13 protein-coding genes are annotated in these 16,035 nt (G+C 64.5%); 8 read left to right on the forward strand and 5 right to left on the reverse strand.

Annotation, left to right across the window (positions count from 1 at the left end; all coding sequences use genetic code 11):
- Nucleotides 1-243 precede the first annotated feature (243 nt).
- The 5 genes from HPY65_10525 to HPY65_10545 all read left to right on the forward strand — a co-directional run bounded on the left by HPY65_10525 (nt 244) and on the right by HPY65_10545 (nt 4,978).
- On the forward strand, nt 244-861 hold the full coding sequence (locus tag HPY65_10525) for an HD domain-containing protein (protein NPU84910.1): 618 nt from the start codon (nt 244-246) through the stop codon (nt 859-861).
- A gap of 64 nt (nt 862-925) precedes the next feature.
- Nucleotides 926-1,429, forward strand: a complete 504-nt coding sequence (locus HPY65_10530) for an N-acetyltransferase (protein ID NPU84911.1) — start codon at nt 926-928, stop codon at nt 1,427-1,429.
- 119 nt (nt 1,430-1,548) lie between these two features.
- Entirely contained in the window at nt 1,549-2,037 is a 489-nt protein-coding gene (locus tag HPY65_10535; GenBank protein NPU84912.1) for a peptidylprolyl isomerase, read from the forward strand.
- An 89-nt stretch (nt 2,038-2,126) separates the two neighbouring features.
- A complete protein-coding gene (locus tag HPY65_10540; protein NPU84913.1) occupies nt 2,127-3,050 on the forward strand; it encodes a 3-hydroxyacyl-CoA dehydrogenase in 924 nt (307 codons plus the stop codon).
- A gap of 2 nt (nt 3,051-3,052) precedes the next feature.
- The gene (locus HPY65_10545) at nt 3,053-4,978 is read left to right on the forward strand and encodes an FAD-dependent oxidoreductase (GenBank protein NPU84914.1); all 1,926 of its coding nucleotides are present in this window, start codon (nt 3,053-3,055) and stop codon (nt 4,976-4,978) included.
- 3 nt (nt 4,979-4,981) lie between these two features.
- Here the strand turns inward: HPY65_10545 and HPY65_10550 are convergent, their stop codons facing one another.
- Nucleotides 4,982-5,953 (reverse strand): hypothetical protein, encoded by a 972-nt coding sequence (locus tag HPY65_10550; GenBank protein ID NPU84915.1) that lies wholly within the window; start codon nt 5,951-5,953, stop codon nt 4,982-4,984.
- A gap of 112 nt (nt 5,954-6,065) precedes the next feature.
- Complete coding sequence (locus HPY65_10555; GenBank protein ID NPU84916.1) at nt 6,066-7,691, reverse strand: type II/IV secretion system protein; 1,626 nt, start codon at nt 7,689-7,691, stop codon at nt 6,066-6,068.
- A gap of 155 nt (nt 7,692-7,846) precedes the next feature.
- Here HPY65_10555 and HPY65_10560 point away from each other — a divergent pair, with 155 nt between their 5' ends.
- Together HPY65_10560 and HPY65_10565 are read left to right on the forward strand one after the other, a co-directional pair.
- A complete protein-coding gene (locus tag HPY65_10560; protein ID NPU84917.1) occupies nt 7,847-9,526 on the forward strand; it encodes a hypothetical protein in 1,680 nt (559 codons plus the stop codon).
- Nucleotides 9,507-10,499: a sensor domain-containing diguanylate cyclase gene (locus HPY65_10565; protein ID NPU84918.1), complete on the forward strand. Its 993-nt coding sequence runs from the start codon at nt 9,507-9,509 to the stop codon at nt 10,497-10,499. The genes HPY65_10560 and HPY65_10565 overlap by 20 nt, the downstream gene beginning before the upstream one ends.
- A gap of 91 nt (nt 10,500-10,590) precedes the next feature.
- On the opposite strand, the gene HPY65_10570 is transcribed toward HPY65_10565, so the two are convergent.
- Nucleotides 10,591-10,971: a P-II family nitrogen regulator gene (locus tag HPY65_10570; GenBank protein NPU84919.1), complete on the reverse strand. Its 381-nt coding sequence runs from the start codon at nt 10,969-10,971 to the stop codon at nt 10,591-10,593.
- A gap of 63 nt (nt 10,972-11,034) precedes the next feature.
- On the reverse strand, nt 11,035-12,261 hold the full coding sequence (locus HPY65_10575; GenBank protein ID NPU84920.1) for an ammonium transporter: 1,227 nt from the start codon (nt 12,259-12,261) through the stop codon (nt 11,035-11,037).
- Nucleotides 12,262-12,582: 321 nt separating this feature from the next.
- On the opposite strand from HPY65_10575, the gene HPY65_10580 reads away from it, so the two are divergent.
- Nucleotides 12,583-13,842, forward strand: coding sequence for an AMP-binding protein (locus HPY65_10580; protein ID NPU84921.1), 1,260 nt, complete (start codon nt 12,583-12,585; stop codon nt 13,840-13,842).
- Between the two features lie 96 nt (nt 13,843-13,938).
- Here HPY65_10580 and uvrB read toward each other — a convergent pair whose 3' ends face one another.
- On the reverse strand, nt 13,939-15,942 hold the full coding sequence (gene uvrB, locus HPY65_10585; GenBank protein ID NPU84922.1) for an excinuclease ABC subunit UvrB: 2,004 nt from the start codon (nt 15,940-15,942) through the stop codon (nt 13,939-13,941).
- Between the last annotated feature and the right edge of the window lie 93 nt (nt 15,943-16,035).

A 16,035-nucleotide genomic window follows, 5' to 3' on the forward strand; every position in this document is an offset into this window, starting at 1 on the left:
TCTCGTTCTCGCGTAATAATATATGATTTCAAGCGGTTTCGGCCTCATTGCCGGTCCGTGGGAAAGATCACGAGACCGGTTGATCTCACGAGCCGGGAACGATATATAGACAACTTGTCGGCCGGGCCGTCCGAAGCGTTCGCTCGAAGGCGGTCCGGGGCAGGTGGGGTGCTGTTCGTTCCGGTGGAAATCCATGGGTGTATGTTTGTATTCGTTTTTTCGGAAATCGGGGAGATGACGGAAATGGGTTTGAAGAAGAATGAATCCGCAGGTGTTCGGCCCGCTCTGACCGCCCGTTTCCGGGATGCACTCGGTTTTGCGGCCGTCCTCCATGCGGACCAGGTCCGCAAGGGATCGGACATCCCCTACGTGGCCCACCTGCTTGCCGTGGCGTCGACCGTGATCGAGCAGGGGGGGAACGAAGACCTGGCCATTGCCGCGCTCCTCCATGATGCGGCGGAGGACCAGGGCGGCGCGGATATCCTGGCGCGGATCCGCTCCCTGTACGGGGAAACCGTGGCGGCCGTCGTGGAGGCCTGTTCGGATGCGATGGAATCGCCCAAACCGCCGTGGCGTGAACGGAAGGAATGCTACATCGGTCATCTGGCGGAGGCTCCCGAAGACGTGCTCCTCGTCTCGCTGGCGGACAAGCTTCACAACGCCCGGGCAATCCTCCGGGACTACAGGGACGTGGGCGAGGCCTTGTGGGAACGGTTCCGCGGGGGCCGAGCCGGGACCCTCTGGTATTATGAAACCCTGGCGGAGACCTTCGAGCGGTGCGGGAAGTTCCGCGGACTGGCGGGAGAGCTCCGGTCCGTCGTCGACGAACTGGTCCGGACCGCCGGGACGGCGGCTTCCTGACCGTTCCGGTGCCAGGGGGCCGAAACGTGTCGATCGACCAACTTCCATCAGCGAGGTGCAATCCATGAACGTGGAACTGGAGCCCCTTTCGCCGGACCACGGCGGGCCGGTGATTGACATTTTCAACCACTATATCGAGCATACCTTCGCGGCGTTTCTGGAAAACAGGGTGCCCTACGCCTTCTTCAACGTCCTGCTCAAAACGGCGGAGGGATATCCCGCCGCCGTCGTGAAGACGGAGGCGGGGGATGTCGTCGGCTTCGGCTTTCTCCGCCCCCACAGCCCGATCCCGACCATGGCGGGGACGGCGGAGATCTCCTGTTTCCTGCATCCGGACCACTGCGGGCGGGGAATCGGCGGAATCATGCTGGACCATCTACTGGAAGCCGCTGCGTTGAAGGGGATCCATACCGTCCTGGCGGCCATTTCGGCGGTCAATGAACCGAGCATCCGGTTTCACCGCAAGAATGGATTCGCCGAGTGCGGCCGATTCCGGGAGGTGTTCCGGAAACGGGGCCGTTTTGTGGACACGGTCTGGATGCAGCGCCTGCTGGGAAACGGAAAATGATCGTGACAGGGACGGCCGTTTCGGGCATACAGCCGTAACCGCCGGCGTTGTGGTGAGGAGACCGGACTTGCCCGACAGCCGGCTGGAAACTGCAGGAAACACTGAACGAGGAGGATAACATGGCCATGAAGCAATGGGACGGTCCGCCGGAGATGCTGATCGATCCGGACAAAAAATACCGCGGGACGATTGAAACCGCACGGGGCATCATTGAGATCGAGTTTTATCCGCAGCATGCACCGCTCACCGTGAACAACTTCGTCTTCCTGGCCCGCGAGGGCTTCTATGACGGGGTCGTGTTCCACCGGGTGATTCCCGATTTTGTCATCCAGGGGGGCGATCCGACGGGCACCGGCCGGGGCGGCCCCGGGTACCGCTTCGAGGACGAGTGCGAGGGAAACCCCCTGATCCACGAGCGGGGTGTTCTCTCCATGGCGAACGCCGGCCCCGGCACGAACGGCAGCCAGTTCTTCATCACCCACTCGCCGCAGCCCCACCTGAACGGTCGGCACACGGTCTTCGGGAAGGTCGTGGCGGGCCTGGATGTCATCGACGCGATCCGTCAGGGGGACAAGATGGACAAGGTGACGATCATCGAGAGCGAATAGCCGCATTGTAGTGACGTTCAAGCCGTGCAGGGAGGTTGCCGGCTGTCCCGACGGCCCACAGGACGCCGGGAAAGGGGGAATCAAAAGCCGTGAAGGCAGCGGATATCCGGTGCATCCTCGTTCTCGGGGCCGGCACCATGGGAAGGCAGATCGCCCTGCATTTCGCACTGCGGGGCTGCGAAGTTGTTCTTTATGATCTGGAAGACGCCATCCTGGAGCGGGCGGCGGTGCTCATCAGGAAAGCCGCCGCCGGCCTCGTCCGTCAGGGGCGGGTGACGGAGCCGGAGGCCGAGGCGGCCCTCGGCCGGATCCGCGCTACAACTGATGCCGCGCAGGCGGCGGACGGCGCCGACCTGGTCAGTGAATCCGTTCCGGAAGACCCGGTCCTCAAGGGAAGGGTCTTTTCCCTTTTTCACGGCCTCTGTCCGGCCCGAACCCTGTTCACCACCAATACCTCCTCCCTCGTTCCTTCCATGTTCGCCGCCGAGACCGGTCGGCCGGGAAGATTCCTGGCCCTCCACTTCCACGACCTATCGTACAATCTGGTCGTGGACGTCATGCCCCACCCCGGGACGGACGGGGAGGCGGTGCGCGTCGTCCGGGAATTCTGCGAGCGGACGGGCCTGATCCCCATCGTCCTGAAAAGGGAGCATCCCGGCTACCTTTTCAATCACATGTTCATGGCTCTCCTGGAAGCGGCCCAGACGCTGGCGGCCGAAGGGATTGCCGAGGTTGAGGACATCGACCGCGCCTGGATGGGAGTGTTCGGCATGCCCATCGGGCCTTTCGGACTCATGGACCGCGTCGGTATCGACACTGCGTGGAAGATCGTGGATTACTGGGCGTCGAAGACGGGGGACCCCCGGGCGCTGAAGAATGCCGCCTTCCTGAAAAGCCGGGTGGAACGAGGCGAACTGGGCCAGAAAACGGGGCGGGGATTCTATGCCTACCCGGGGCCCCGTTTCACAAAGCCCGGCTTCGTCGAGGGGCGGGTTAAAGAGGAAGGGGAGTGACCATGAGCCTGGAAGCCCTGTTTGCACCCGTTACGATCAACGGGATGACCCTTCGGAACCGGGCCGTCATGCCCGCCATGGGGACCGGTTACGGCAACACGGACGGCACCGTCAGCGACCGCCTGGTCCGGTATCTCGCCCGGAGGGCAAGGGGTGGCGCGGGGCTCATCATTACGGAGGTCTGCGCGGTCACGCCCCGGGGAAAGGGGTTTCTCCGGGAGATCGGCGCCTGGAGCGACGATTTCATCCCCGGCCTGGCAGATATGGCAGCGGCGGTCCACCGCGAAGGGGCGAAGATCGCCCTGCAGCTGCATCATGCCGGTCGGGAGACCTTTTCCGCCGCCGCCGGAGGAATGCCGGAGGCGCCGTCACCCATTCCCAGCGTCATCATGAGGCAGCCCTGCGAGGAGATGAGCCCGGACCGGATCGCCGGGGTGATCGATGCCTTCGCCTCCGCGGCCCTGCGGGCCCAAAAAGCGGGGCTGGACGCCGTCGAGATCCACGGCGCCCACGGGTACCTGCTGACCCAGTTCCTGTCCCCCTTTTCCAATGTGCGGACGGACCGGTACGGAGGCTCTGAGGAGAACAGGATGCGTTTCGTCCTGGAGACCGTTGCGGCGGTGAGGCAGGCCGTGGGGCCCCGCTTTCCCGTCCTCGTCCGGATCTCCACGGACGAGCTGATCAAGGGCGGCTACGACCTGGAGTTTGCGAAACGGCTGGCGCCGCGACTGGTGGCCGCCGGCGCCGATGCGATTCACGCCTCGGTGGGCGTCTATTCGACGCCGGGCAACCTGAGCATCGCGTCCATGGATACGGAGGCCGGGTTCAACCTGTCCCGCGCCCGGGCGATCCGGGAGCGGGTGGAGGTGCCGATCATCGCCGTGGGACGGATCAACGACCCCCGGCTGGCCGGCCGGGCCATAGCGGCGGGCGACGCCGACCTGGTGAGCTTCGGCCGCCAGCACCTGGCGGATCCGGACTTTCTCGCCAAGGCCCGGGAAGGGCGCTGGGACGATATCCGCTGGTGCGTCTCCTGCAACCAGGGCTGCATCGAGCGGCTGATGTACGAGATGCAGCCCGTCACCTGCACGTTCAACCCCGAATGCGGAAACGAGCGCGAACAAGCATCCGCCGCCGAGCCGGGGCGCCGCCTGTGGGTGATCGGCGCCGGTCCGGCAGGCCTCTCCGCCGCTCTGGCCGCCGCGGAGCGGGGACAGAAAGTGGAGGTTTTCGAGAAGGAGGATGCCCCGGGAGGACAGGTCCTCCCGGCCAGCCGTCCGCCCCACAAGGAGGCCTTCCTGGGCTGGGTGACCTGGGCGGTGCGCCGGGCGAAGGAACGGGGCGTGATCTTTCACCTTGGCCGGGAGGTCGATGCCGAACTCATCAAAACAGGACGCCCCGAAGCGGTGGTTCTTGCCGCCGGTGCCTCCCCGTCGGTTCCGAAGATCCCGGGCATCCGCGGGTGCCATGTCTTCGATGCCCGGGACGTTCTGACGGGCAGGGCGGACCCCGAGGGGCCCGTTGCCGTTCTCGGCGCCGGATACGTCGGCATGGAGACGGCGGATTATCTGCTGGCCCGGGGCGTCGACGTCACGGTCCTCGAGATGCAGGCCGCTTATCCCGTGGGCAGGCACACCTCCCACGGGTACTGGCTGCACCTGCGGCTGAAGGAGCGGGGCGCCCGCATCCTCCTCGGCGCGACGGTAACGGGAATCGGGGAGCATGCCGTTTCCTACCGGCAAGGGGAAGAAGAAGGAACCGTCACGGCGGCTTCGGTGATCACGGCACTGGGGGCCAGGATGGAGAACGGACTGGAAGACGTCCTGCGGGAGATCGGCATCCCTTGGCGGACCGTCGGCGACGCGGCCGGTCCCCGGAGGCTCCTGGAGGCCATTCACGAGGGCGACCGGGCGGGTCGGGAGATCTGAGGCCTATCGGCCCTGAATCGCCCTGGCAAGGGCGTCGCCGAGCTTCTCCATCTCCCGGTTGAGGCCGGCCTCGCCGAGGGAGCGGACCTGCCGGTCCAGGACCACCTTTCTCGCCGGCACATTGATCAGCCGGCAGTGAATGATATATAGCGTCTTTTTCTTCTCCACGCTTCCCGCCACGATGTAGGGGATGCCCATCCGCTCACCGATATGGACGATGTCGTCCAGCTTTTCATTCTGCTGAAGATCGTTGAGACTCAGAAACTCCTCCAGCTCCTTCCGCTCCACGAGCAGGAACGAGGGGGTCTTCCGGAGGGAGTGGACGAGCGCGTCGGTGATGGAAGCGGAGACCGGGGAGGCGTCGATCGTCAGGGACTGGAAATTGTAGACGGCGATCCGGACGGGGGCCGACGATTCGACCGGAACGTTTCTTTCCGGCGCGGGAGCCACCGCGACCGGGACCGGGGCAGGCTCGGCAACGGAAACGGGGGGATGGACCGCGGCGGGCAGCGGTTCCGTCCGGACGGCCGCCCGGGCGGGTTGTGACGGAGCCCCGCCGAGAAGAGCGACGATCTCGGCAAATCCGCCCTGCCGGGCATAATCCGCTGCCGTTTGTCCGGAGGCATCTTTCATGGAAGGATCGGCGCCGGCTTCCAGGAGCGCCCTGACGGCGGAGGCGAAACCATACTGGGCCGCCAGGGTCAGGGGGGTGCCGTACGGGGATGACGCATTTACGTTGGCACCCCGACTGGCGAGCAGCGTGATCATGTCCGCCTTGCCGTAGTAGGCCGCCCAATGGAGGGGCGTGAAGCCGTCGGCTCCTTTTTCGTTTACGTCGGACCCCTGATTCAGGAAGTTCGTAACTGCCGGGCCGTCGCCGGCAATGATGGCGTTTACGAAGGTGTTGCGGCAGCCCGCCGTCAGCGCAATCAGCGCGACCGCGCAGACGGTCCAGATGAGCAGTCTATGCCTCACGGTTTCCCTCCCTTGCTGTTTTCCCGGGCAGATCTGATTTTCTGCACCGGTTTTGTTGCCGGTGGACCTGATGGATTCCGGACTGTCTCCCGGAGATGCAGGCCGCAGCGCCTCAGCGCAGGCAGACGCTCAGGATTTCGATGAAGTCCGTTTCTCCCTCCAGCACCTTCAGGATCCCGCTCTGCAGCAGGGTGTTCATCCCTTCCAGTGTTGCGGTCTTCCGGATGGCGGCAATGGACTTCCGGCTGATGATCATCTGCTTGATGCCGTCGCTGGCCACCAGGAGCTCGTAGATGCCCATCATCCCGCGGTATCCGGTGCCGTTGCATTCCGGGCAGCCCTTGGGGCGGCTGATCCGGCGATCTTCCGAATACTCAAGGTTCAGCGAGGCAAAGGCCTTCTCGCCGTAATTCCTCGCCAGGTCGTCCCACTCCTCCCGGCCGATGGGGACGGATTCTCGGCAATGGACGCAGAGGCGCCGCACGAGGCGCTGGGCCAGGACGCACAGCAGCGAATCGGCGAAACCGAAGGGGTCGATTCCCATGTCCAGGAGGCGGACGATGGTCTCCGGGGCGTTGTTCGTGTGGAGGGTGGAGAGGACGAGATGGCCTGTCGTGGACGCCTCGACGCCCATCTTGGCTGTTTCGTAGTCCCGCATTTCCCCCACCATGATGATGTCCGGGTCGGAGCGCAGGAAAGCCCGCATGGCGGTGCTGAAGTCCAGGCCGATTTTGTGGTGCATCTGGACCTGGCGGATTCCCTTCTGGGTGATCTCGACAGGGTCTTCGGCGGTCCAGATCTTGGTGTTGGGACGGTTCAGGCGATGCAGGGCGGCGTGGGCCGTCGTCGTCTTGCCGGAGCCGGTGGGGCCGACGATCAGAATCAGTCCGTAGGGCTTGTCGAGCTGTTCGATGAACCGGGCCAGGGTCTCCCGTGGCATGCCCAGTTCGTCCAGGGTCATGATCTTCCCCCGGGTCAGGATCCGCAGGACCACGTCCTCCACGTAACCGTGGGTCGGCATGGTGGCCACCCGGAGCTCGATGTCATCTCCGCCGGGCCGCGTGTGCCTGATCTTTCCGTCCTGGGGCAGGCGCCGCTCGGTGATGTCCAGATTGGAGAGAATCTTGATGCGCGAGACGATCGCCGCCCGGTAGTCGTAGGGGAGGGTGCGGTAATGGAAGCACTCGCCGTCGACGCGAAACCGGACGACGACCTCCCGGTCCCGGACGTCCGGTTCGATATGGATGTCCGAGGCCCGGCGCAGGCAGGCCTCGTTGATGATCTCGTTCACCAGGCGGACGATGGTTCCGTCCGTCTCGGTGACGGCCATGAAGTCGTCCCGCCGTTCCCCGTTTTCCGCCTCGCTTTCCTTTGACCGGGCTTCCTTCAGGTAGCCGGTTCCGTAGAAATGGTCGATGAACTTCAGGATGTCTTCCCGGGAAGCCAGGCAATAATCGATCTGCTTCGTCTTCAGCAGGTTCTCGATGCTGTCACGCCGCGGCAGATCGTCCGGATTGTCCACGAGGACCGAAATCCGTCCCTCCCGCCGCTCCAGGGGCACCCAGCACTCGCGGTTCAGGTATTCATGCTTGAGATTAACGAGGAGACTGCGGGGGACGGGAAACCGCTCGTCGAAGGATACCGAGCGGACCGGAGCGGACTTCCCCGGAACCCGGTCGGGCCGCCCCGTTTCCTCCTCGGTCCCGTTTCCGTTTGGCTGTACAGCCGGATGCCTCATGATTTCAATGCCCTCACCGAATGTGTGCCATAAAGCGGGCTCATTATAGGGGAAGCGGCCGTATTCTTCAATGGATGATATGCCGCTGCCACGCCGATGCTGACCGGGAGGACGATTCGTGCTATACGGGAACCATCCCCCACCGGATCGAGCACATGGAGCTTGTCTATCTCTCCGACGTCCACGATGCCTTTGACCGGGTCAAGGAACTCCTGGCCCGGACGGACGCCGATGTTTACGTCATCGCAGGCGACCTCATCGATCGTCCCTTCTATACGGAGGAGATGTCCGCCCGCTACCGGAGGAGGCAGGCTTTCTTTTCCGCACTCCGCCACCGGCTGGGGTGCGGGGAGATCGCCGTCGAGGAATTCGTAGATACCCTGCCGGAGCGGACCGACGTGCCGGAGGACGTCCGTCGGCAGGCGGCTGAGTTCCGGGAGGAGACCATCCGGGGCCGCCGGGTTATGCAGCAGAAATACAAGATCCTCGAGAGCATCCTGCGCCTGAAACCGTCGGCCCGGATCCTCTGCCTGCCCGGCAACTACGACATGGACCTCCAGTACACCTCTCTCCATGAGCGGGACCTGCACCGGCACTGGGTTCAGGCCGGGGAGCTGAGGATCGCCGGCTACGGGGGGGCGGATATACTGACGCCCGGGATTCCCGAGCAGTACGCGGTGAAATACCTGGCTGACAGGGGTGCGAGTGAGATGGCCCGGTTCTTCGGCGAGGCGCGGCCGGACATCGTGGCGACCCACAAGCCTGCACACGGCGTCCTCGATCACCTGCCGTCCAGGGGCGAAAGCGGCTCGCCGGAGCTCCGGCGCTACTGCGAGGAGAACGGGGCGCTCCTGTGTCTGACGGGCCATCTGCACGACCAGTGGGGGTTCGAGGAGGTAGAAGACACGGTATACCTCAACCCCTCCAACTTCGGGGAGATCCATGAGCCGGGCGGAAGGATCTCCGAAGGCGGCTTTTTCTATGCCATCGAGACCGGGACCCGGCGGCTCGAGCGGATCACCCTGCGCAAACTGGCCCGGGGACTCATTCACGACGTGGCCGTCTTCGTGCCCGGGGAGGAAGGATGGTCCCGGACGGTCCTGGACAGGGAGCGCTACGGAGCCCACCTGCTGGCAAAATGCGTCGATCGGGAAGGAGAAGCGACCAGCCGGGAGCCGCGGGAACGGCTGATCGCCCTCATGGCCCGGTTTTTCCCCGGTCTCGACGATGGGACCGATGCCGGGCCGCTGATGATGCATGTCGCGGATTCATGCAGCCGCATCGTGGCACGCTTCGGCATGGACGCGGGGGTGGACCTTGTGAGCGACGGTGCTCCCGCACGCTCCGGATCGCCACCCTGCTTGGAATTGGTCGTTTATCTCGGCCGCGGCGATTCTTCCGGGAGTGGGCATGGCGGGGATCGCGGAGAGACTCCCCGGTTCGACGAGGCGCTGGAGGTGCTCCGGTCGGACCTGGAGGCCGTTGCGGGTGTTGCCGTCGTCGACGGCATCGACCTGGAGCGGGTGGATCGAAGCATCCGGGAAAGGGACTATGAGTGCGACTCCGCCCAGCGCTTCGCCGCCTACCGATCCGTGGGGCGCCTGCTCGTGCCCGGTGCCGTGTCCGCGGTGGACCGGCGGCTCGATTCGGACCCGGTGTTCCGCGGAGAGATCGAAGGAACCGGCGGAACGTACATGGAAATTTTTCTCAATGTCGCCGAAGGGGTCCGGACCATGAAGGATTTCGACGCCCGCCTCCGGGATCTGGGAATCATCGCGCCCGAGTCCTATCGGAAAAAAATCCAAGGAGTGCTCCATGGCCATCGCAAAGGATAAGGTAAAACGGCTGATCAAGATGGCGGATCTGCTCTGTGCCTCCTTCACCATGGAGGAAGCTTATGGAGTTCTGGGACGGGAAATGTCCCGCCTGTTTCCGGCGGGTGTCTTTTACCGGCATCACGCCGTTCGGGACCTGCTGGAGGCGGAGGCCTGGTGGGGCGAAGCGCCGAAGGAGGCCGTCTTCGCCCCGGTCGACTGCCATGCAGTCCGACGGAACCGTCCGCACCTGGTGGCCGGCGCGGCCAGGGGAATTCCCTGTCCTCACGCGGAACGGGAGAGCGACGGCCGCGTCTCCCTCTGCGTGCCCATGACGGTCCACGGGGAGTTCCTGGGGCTACTCCATCTCCGGCTCGATCTGCCCGCGGGGGCGCCGCGGCGGGCCGTCGAGGCGGGAGAGCAGCTGGCCCTGATGGCGGCCCAGCAGATCCGGCTGGCCCTGAAAAACATCCAGCTGCGGGAGGAGTTGAGCAGCCTGTCCACCCGGGATCCACTGACGGGGCTCGTCAACCGCCGCTACCTGGAAGCGACGCTGGAGCGGGAGCTGAAAAAGGCGGGAAGGCAGGGACAGTCCGTGGGGGTCGTCTTTATGGACATCGACCATCTCGGCCACATCAACCAGACCCACGGCATCGAGGAAGGGGAGCGGATCATCCGCGACCTGGGGACATTTCTCGGCGGGAACATTCGTGACGAGGACATCGCCTGCCGCTGGGGGGCCGACGAATTCGTCCTGATCCTTCCAGGAAGCGGCCTCGATGCGGCGCGGCGCCGGGCCGAAAATCTCCGGGAGATGCTGGGGGACGAGTCCCGGAAGGAGGGCCTTCAGCACCTGCGGCGGGTCACTCTTTCCATCGGCGTGGCCGCTTCGCCCGAGCACGGCGAGACGGCGGGGGATATCCTCCAGTCTGTCCGGGGGGCGGTGAAGCGGGCCAAGCAGGAAGGGCGGGACCGGGTCTGCACGGCCGGCTGAAGCAGGGCGCTTCCTCGTCATACGTCGTTCGGGGAGCGGAAAGAGAATGCGGCTGTTCCTCCTCTCACCCGGGATGACCGATTCCCCTGTATTACGGCTTTCCGCCTTTCCGCGCGTCGATGTCGCCGGGGTACATCATTGCATCCTGGCCGCGTTCTCTTGTCCGGACGCGGACCACCTCCTCCACGGGAGTGACGAAAATAATCCCGTCGCCGGGCTCGCCGGTGTAGGCGGCGGCGAGAATGGCCTCCAGTGCCGTCTCCAGGTTGCGGTCCGACAGGACGATATTGATCTGGATCTTGGGCAGTACGTTGACCTGGTAAGTCCCGGCGCGGCCGACCAGTTGGACACCGCCCTGGCGCCCGTGACCCCGGACCTCGAACATGTTCATCCCCACGATGCCGATCCCCGCCAGGGCCTCCTTCACGTCGCAGACCTTGTCTTCGCGAATGATCGCCTCGATCTTCTTCAGCATGGTTGTCTCTCCAAGATGTCTTTGAAATCTATTTAAAATTCGGGTTTCGATTCCGGGACGCTACGAGTAGGACCTCTCCCCATGGGAGCTGATGTCCAGCCCCACTTCCTCTTCCATGGGGGAGACGCGGAGCCCCATGCTCCAGTGGAGGAGCTTGGCCAGCACGTATGTCATCCCGAAGGAGAAGGCGATGGTGACGAGGATCGCAACGATCTGGACGCCGACCTGACCGGGGTTGCCGAAGAAAAGGCCGTTTGCGCCGTCGCCGTTGACGGCCGTCGTAGCGAACAGGCCCGCGGCGATCATGCCCCAGGTGCTGGCGATGCCGTGACATGCCCAGACGTCGAGCGACTCGTCGAGCTTGCGGCGGTCCCGGAAGCGCATGGCGTAGTAGGACAGGGGGGCCGCCACGGCGCCGACCACCATGGAAGCCAGGGGGGTGATGAACCCCGAGGCCGGCGTTACGGCCGCCAGGCCCACGACCATGCCCGTGGCGATTCCGAGGGTGCTGGGTCGCCCGTCCAGCCACGAGAGGAACATCCACACCAGACCGGCTGTTGCTGCCGAGGTGTTGGTCGTCAGGAGGGCGTTCACCGCCGTGCCATTGGCGGCCAGGGCGCTGCCGGCGTTGAAGCCGAACCAGCCGACCCAAAGAAGGCCCGCTCCCAGGACGGTGAGGGGGATGTTATTCGGTTCCATCGGTGATTTGCCAAAGCCTCGCCGGGGGCCGATCACCATTGCAAAGGCGAGGGCCGAGAACCCGGCGGCGATGTGCACCACCGTACCGCCGGCGAAATCCAGAACGCCCATCTCTTTCAGCCATCCCCCCTGGCCCCAGACCCAGTGGCAAAGGGGATCGTAGACCAGGGTCGCCCAGAGGAAGCTGAAAAGAAGAAAGCCTTTGAACTTGACCCGCTCGACGAAGGCGCCGGTGATGAGGGCCGGCGTGATGACCGCGAACATCATTTGAAAGGCGGCGAAGAGGCTATGGGGGATGGTTTTGCTGTAGTCCGCATTGGGGGCCGCGCCGACGCCCTCGAAGCCCAGGAAGTTGAGCCCTCCGATCAACCCGTTGATGGATTGGCCGAAGGCAAGCGAGTAGCCGAAGAGGACCCACTGGACACCGATCAGGGCCATGAAGACGTAGCTCAAGGTCAGGGTGGAGAGGACGTTTTTCCTCCGGACCATCCCTCCGTAAAAGAATGCCAGGGCCGGGGTCATCAGGAGGACCAGGGAACAGCACACGAGGATCCAGGCGGTGTCGCCCGCATTGATGGGGGTATTCATAATCTCCGCTCCTTCATGAAATGGATCTACAAATTGCAAATTGCCGGCCAGAATTTGAAATGAGTAATGTCAACGGGTTGTGCGAATCAACCCGTCCGAATACGGAACGGAATTGTCCCGATTGAAAGCGATTGCACGGATTTGTTGCAAACGCGCCACATGGACCGGAAACCGGAAATTGTGCGGGAATGCCGGATGAGCCCGGGAAGCATGTTTGACAAGCAAAAGGCTTTCCACTACATATCCGGGCGGGAAGAACTTCGGGAAACGTCATCCGTGCCGGGGTCGCCTTCCGATTTTCGCCACGCCAAGGAGGACATCATGGAACCCTATTTCAATGACCGGGAGACGTTGTCCCGGGAGGAGAGACTCAGGAAGCAGATTGAGGCGCTTTCCCGGATGATGGAGAATGCCGGCCGCCGGTCGCCGGTCCTTCGGAAACAGTTCGAAGACCGGAAGATCAGCCCTTCCGACATCAGAACGACGGCGGATTTCGAGCGGCTGCCGGTCGTCTCCCGGGAAAGGCTCGTGGAAATGGAACTGCAAAACCCGCCTTACGCGGGCCTGGCGAACCCCGACGCACCCATCGACCGGATCTTCATTTCCCCCGGTCCCGTATACGAGCCCCATCTGGGCGAGGAGGATGTCCTCTGGGCCCGGGCCTACAAGGCCGCCGGCCTCGGGAAGGGAGACGTGGTCCTGAACGCCTTCTCCTACCACATGGTCGCGGCGGGGCTGACGTTCCACGGGGGGCTGCGCAAGGTCGGCGCAACGGTCATCCCGTCGGGGGCCTCGAGCGCCCAGGCCCAGGTGCAACTGATCCGCGACCTCGGCGCCACGGCCTACACGGGGACGCCGAGTTTCCTGATGGCGATCATCGAGAAGTCAAAGGAGATGGGGTACGACTTTCGGAAGGACTTCCGGGTCCGGAAGGCCTGCTTCGCCGCGGAGCCCCTGTTTCCTGCCATGCGCGCGCGCTTCGAGACGGAGTTCGGCATTGACACCTACCAGATGTACGGAGCGACGGAGGTGGGGGACGTCGCCTACGAGTGCCGGGAAAAGAAGGGCTGGCACCTCTGCGAGGAGGTTTACGTCGAGATCGTCGATCCCGCGACGGGGAAGGCCGTTCCGCCGGGGACCCCGGGAGAGATCGTCGTGACGCGGTTCAACGACGTCTTCTATCTCTTCCGCTTCGGCACGGGTGACCTCTCCCGGATCGTCGAGGAGCCCTGCCCATGCGGCAGGACCTCGTACCGCCTGGCCGGGATCCTGGGCCGGGTGGGAGACGCCGTGAAGGTCCGGGGCCTCTTCGTCGCCCCGAGCCAGCTGCAGCAGGTGGCCGCGAAGTTCCCGGAGATCCGGAAGTTCCAGGTCGTCGTCGGCCGCAGCGGCGACAAGGACCTGCTGGAGGTACGAATCGATCCGCAGGAAGTCCCGGGCGACCCCTCCTCCCTGGAGCAGGCTTTCGAAAAGGTTTTCCGCGAGATCTGCACCGTCCGGATCGACCGGATCGAGTTCCTGAAGCCGGGGACCCTCGCGGACGACGACAAGCGGATCATAGACGAACGGGAGTGGAAGTAGGAATCACCGGCGGGAGCGGTTCTTTTTCCGCCCGGGCGGTTGGGCGGGTTTCTGCCGAGCCGCCGGAACTCCGGCGGCAAGGCCCGCCGCCCGTTCTCAGCCCATTTCCCCCATGGCCAGCATCAGGTCGGTCAGCTCCCGGATGCGGTCCCGCAGCTCCGCGGCCTTTTCGAATTCGAGGTCTTTCGCCGCGGCCTTCATCTCCTTCTTCAGTCGCTCGATGACGGCGGTGATCTCCTCCTCCGTGCCGTAGGCTGCTCCAGGCTCCTTCACGACGGGGACGGTGACGTAGTCCGCCTCGTAAACCGAGGAGAGGACGTCGGAGATGGACTTCCGGATGCTCTCGGGCGTGATGCCGTGCTCCTCGTTATAGCGATGCTGGATCTCCCGGCGGCGTTTCGTCTCCGAAAGGCAGGACCGGATGGCCTGGGTCTCCCGGTCGGCATAGAGGATGACCCGGCCGGCGACGTTCCGGGCGGCCCGGCCGCTGGTCTGGATGAGGGATCGCTCGGAGCGGAGGAATCCCTCCTTGTCGGCGTCCAGGATCGCCACCAGGGACACCTCCGGGATGTCCAGCCCCTCCCGGAGAAGGTTCACCCCAACCAGGACGTCGAACTCGCCGAGACGGAGGTCCCGGATGATGGCCACCCGCTCGAGGGTCTGGATGTCCGAGTGGAGATAGCGGACCCGGACGCCCAGTTCCTGGTAGTAGCGGGTCAGGTGCTCCGCCATCCGCTTCGTCAGGGTCGTCACGAGGACCCGCTCCCCCCGGTCCGTCCGTTCCCGGATCTCCGCCAGGAGGTCGTCCACCTGGCCCGCCACGGGCTTGACGGCCAGCTCCGGGTCCATGAGTCCCGTGGGGCGGATGATCTGTTCGACGACGCGCCCCCGGGCCTTTTTGATTTCATATTCGGCGGGCGTCGCGGAGATGTAGAGGCGCTGCTGAGGGAATTTTTCGTACTCGTCGAAGCGGAGCGGCCGGTTGTCCAACGCCGAGGGCAGGCGGAACCCGTGGTTCACCAGGGTCTCCTTCCGGGACCGGTCCCCCCGGTACATGCCGTTCAGCTGGGGGATGGTGGCGTGGCTCTCGTCGATGATGATCAATGCGTCCTTCGGAAAGTATTCCACGAGGGTGGGCGGCGGCTCCCCGGGCCCCCGGCCCGTCAGGTGGCGCGAGTAGTTCTCGATCCCCTGGCAGTATCCCATCTCCTCCATCATCTCCAGGTCGAAGGAGGTCCGCTGCTCCAGCCGCTGTGCCTCGAGAAGCTTCCCCTGATCCTTGAGCCAGGCCAGGCGCTCCTTCAACTCGACCCGGATGTCCTTCACGGCCCGCTCCAGGTTGTCCCGGGTCGTGACGTAATGGCTCCCGGGATAGACGGCCATCTTGTCCACCTTCATGAGCTTCTTCCCCCGCAGGGGGTCCACCCAGGAAATGGCCTCGACGACGTCGCCGAAGAACTCGATCCGGACGGCCCGGTCTTCCTCGTAGGCCGGGAAGATCTCCACCGTGTCCCCCCGGACCCGGAAGGTTCCCCGGTGGAAGTCGATGTCGTTCCGCTCGTACTGGATCTCCACCAGGTGGCGGAGCAGGTCGTCCCGGGGCATCTCCAGGCCCTCCGCCAGGTTCACCTGCATCCCCGAGTAGGATTCGGGGGACCCCAGGCCGTAGATGCAGGAGACGCTGGCGACGATGATGACGTCGCTCCTCTCGAAGAGGGCGTGGGTGGCGGCGTGGCGCAGCTTGTCGATCTCCTCGTTGATGGACGAGTCCTTCTCGATGTAGGTGTCTGTGCTGGGGAGGTAGGCCTCGGGCTGGTAGTAGTCGTAGTAGCTGACGAAATAGTGGACGGCGTTCTCGGGGAAGAGGGACTTGAACTCGCCGTAGAGCTGGGCCGCCAGGGTCTTGTTGTGGGCCATGATCAGGGCGGGCCGCTGGACCGCCTCGATGACCCGGGCGACGGTGAAGGTCTTCCCCGAGCCGGTGACCCCCAGGAGGACCTGGTGGGGATCGCCGCGGAGGACGCCCTCCGTCAGCGCCTCGATGGCCTGCGGCTGGTCTCCGGCGGGCTGGAATTCCGAAGTGATCTGGAAGCGGTTCATAGACATTATGCCGGGTGCGAGTCCTCCGGGAGGAGCCTCTGTTGTTCCTCCAGGTCGCGACAGCGCTTTGCTTTTCGGCGGGTTTACAGGTAT

Source organism: Syntrophaceae bacterium (assembly GCA_013177825.1).
GTDB lineage: Bacteria > Desulfobacterota > Syntrophia > Syntrophales > PHBD01 > PHBD01.

Coding starts and splice junctions, on each gene's coding strand:
- HPY65_10525 (NPU84910.1), top strand. CDS start 244: ATGGGTTTGAAGAAGAATGAATCCGCAGGTGTTCGGCCCGCTCTGACC.
- HPY65_10530 (NPU84911.1), top strand. CDS start 926: ATGAACGTGGAACTGGAGCCCCTTTCGCCGGACCACGGCGGGCCGGTG.
- HPY65_10535 (NPU84912.1), top strand. CDS start 1,549: ATGGCCATGAAGCAATGGGACGGTCCGCCGGAGATGCTGATCGATCCG.
- HPY65_10545 (NPU84914.1), top strand. CDS start 3,053: ATGAGCCTGGAAGCCCTGTTTGCACCCGTTACGATCAACGGGATGACC.
- HPY65_10555 (NPU84916.1), bottom strand. CDS start 7,691: ATGAGGCATCCGGCTGTACAGCCAAACGGAAACGGGACCGAGGAGGAA.
- HPY65_10560 (NPU84917.1), top strand. CDS start 7,847: ATGGAGCTTGTCTATCTCTCCGACGTCCACGATGCCTTTGACCGGGTC.
- HPY65_10565 (NPU84918.1), top strand. CDS start 9,507: ATGGCCATCGCAAAGGATAAGGTAAAACGGCTGATCAAGATGGCGGAT.
- HPY65_10575 (NPU84920.1), bottom strand. CDS start 12,261: ATGAATACCCCCATCAATGCGGGCGACACCGCCTGGATCCTCGTGTGC.
- HPY65_10580 (NPU84921.1), top strand. CDS start 12,583: ATGGAACCCTATTTCAATGACCGGGAGACGTTGTCCCGGGAGGAGAGA.
- uvrB (NPU84922.1), bottom strand. CDS start 15,942: ATGAACCGCTTCCAGATCACTTCGGAATTCCAGCCCGCCGGAGACCAG.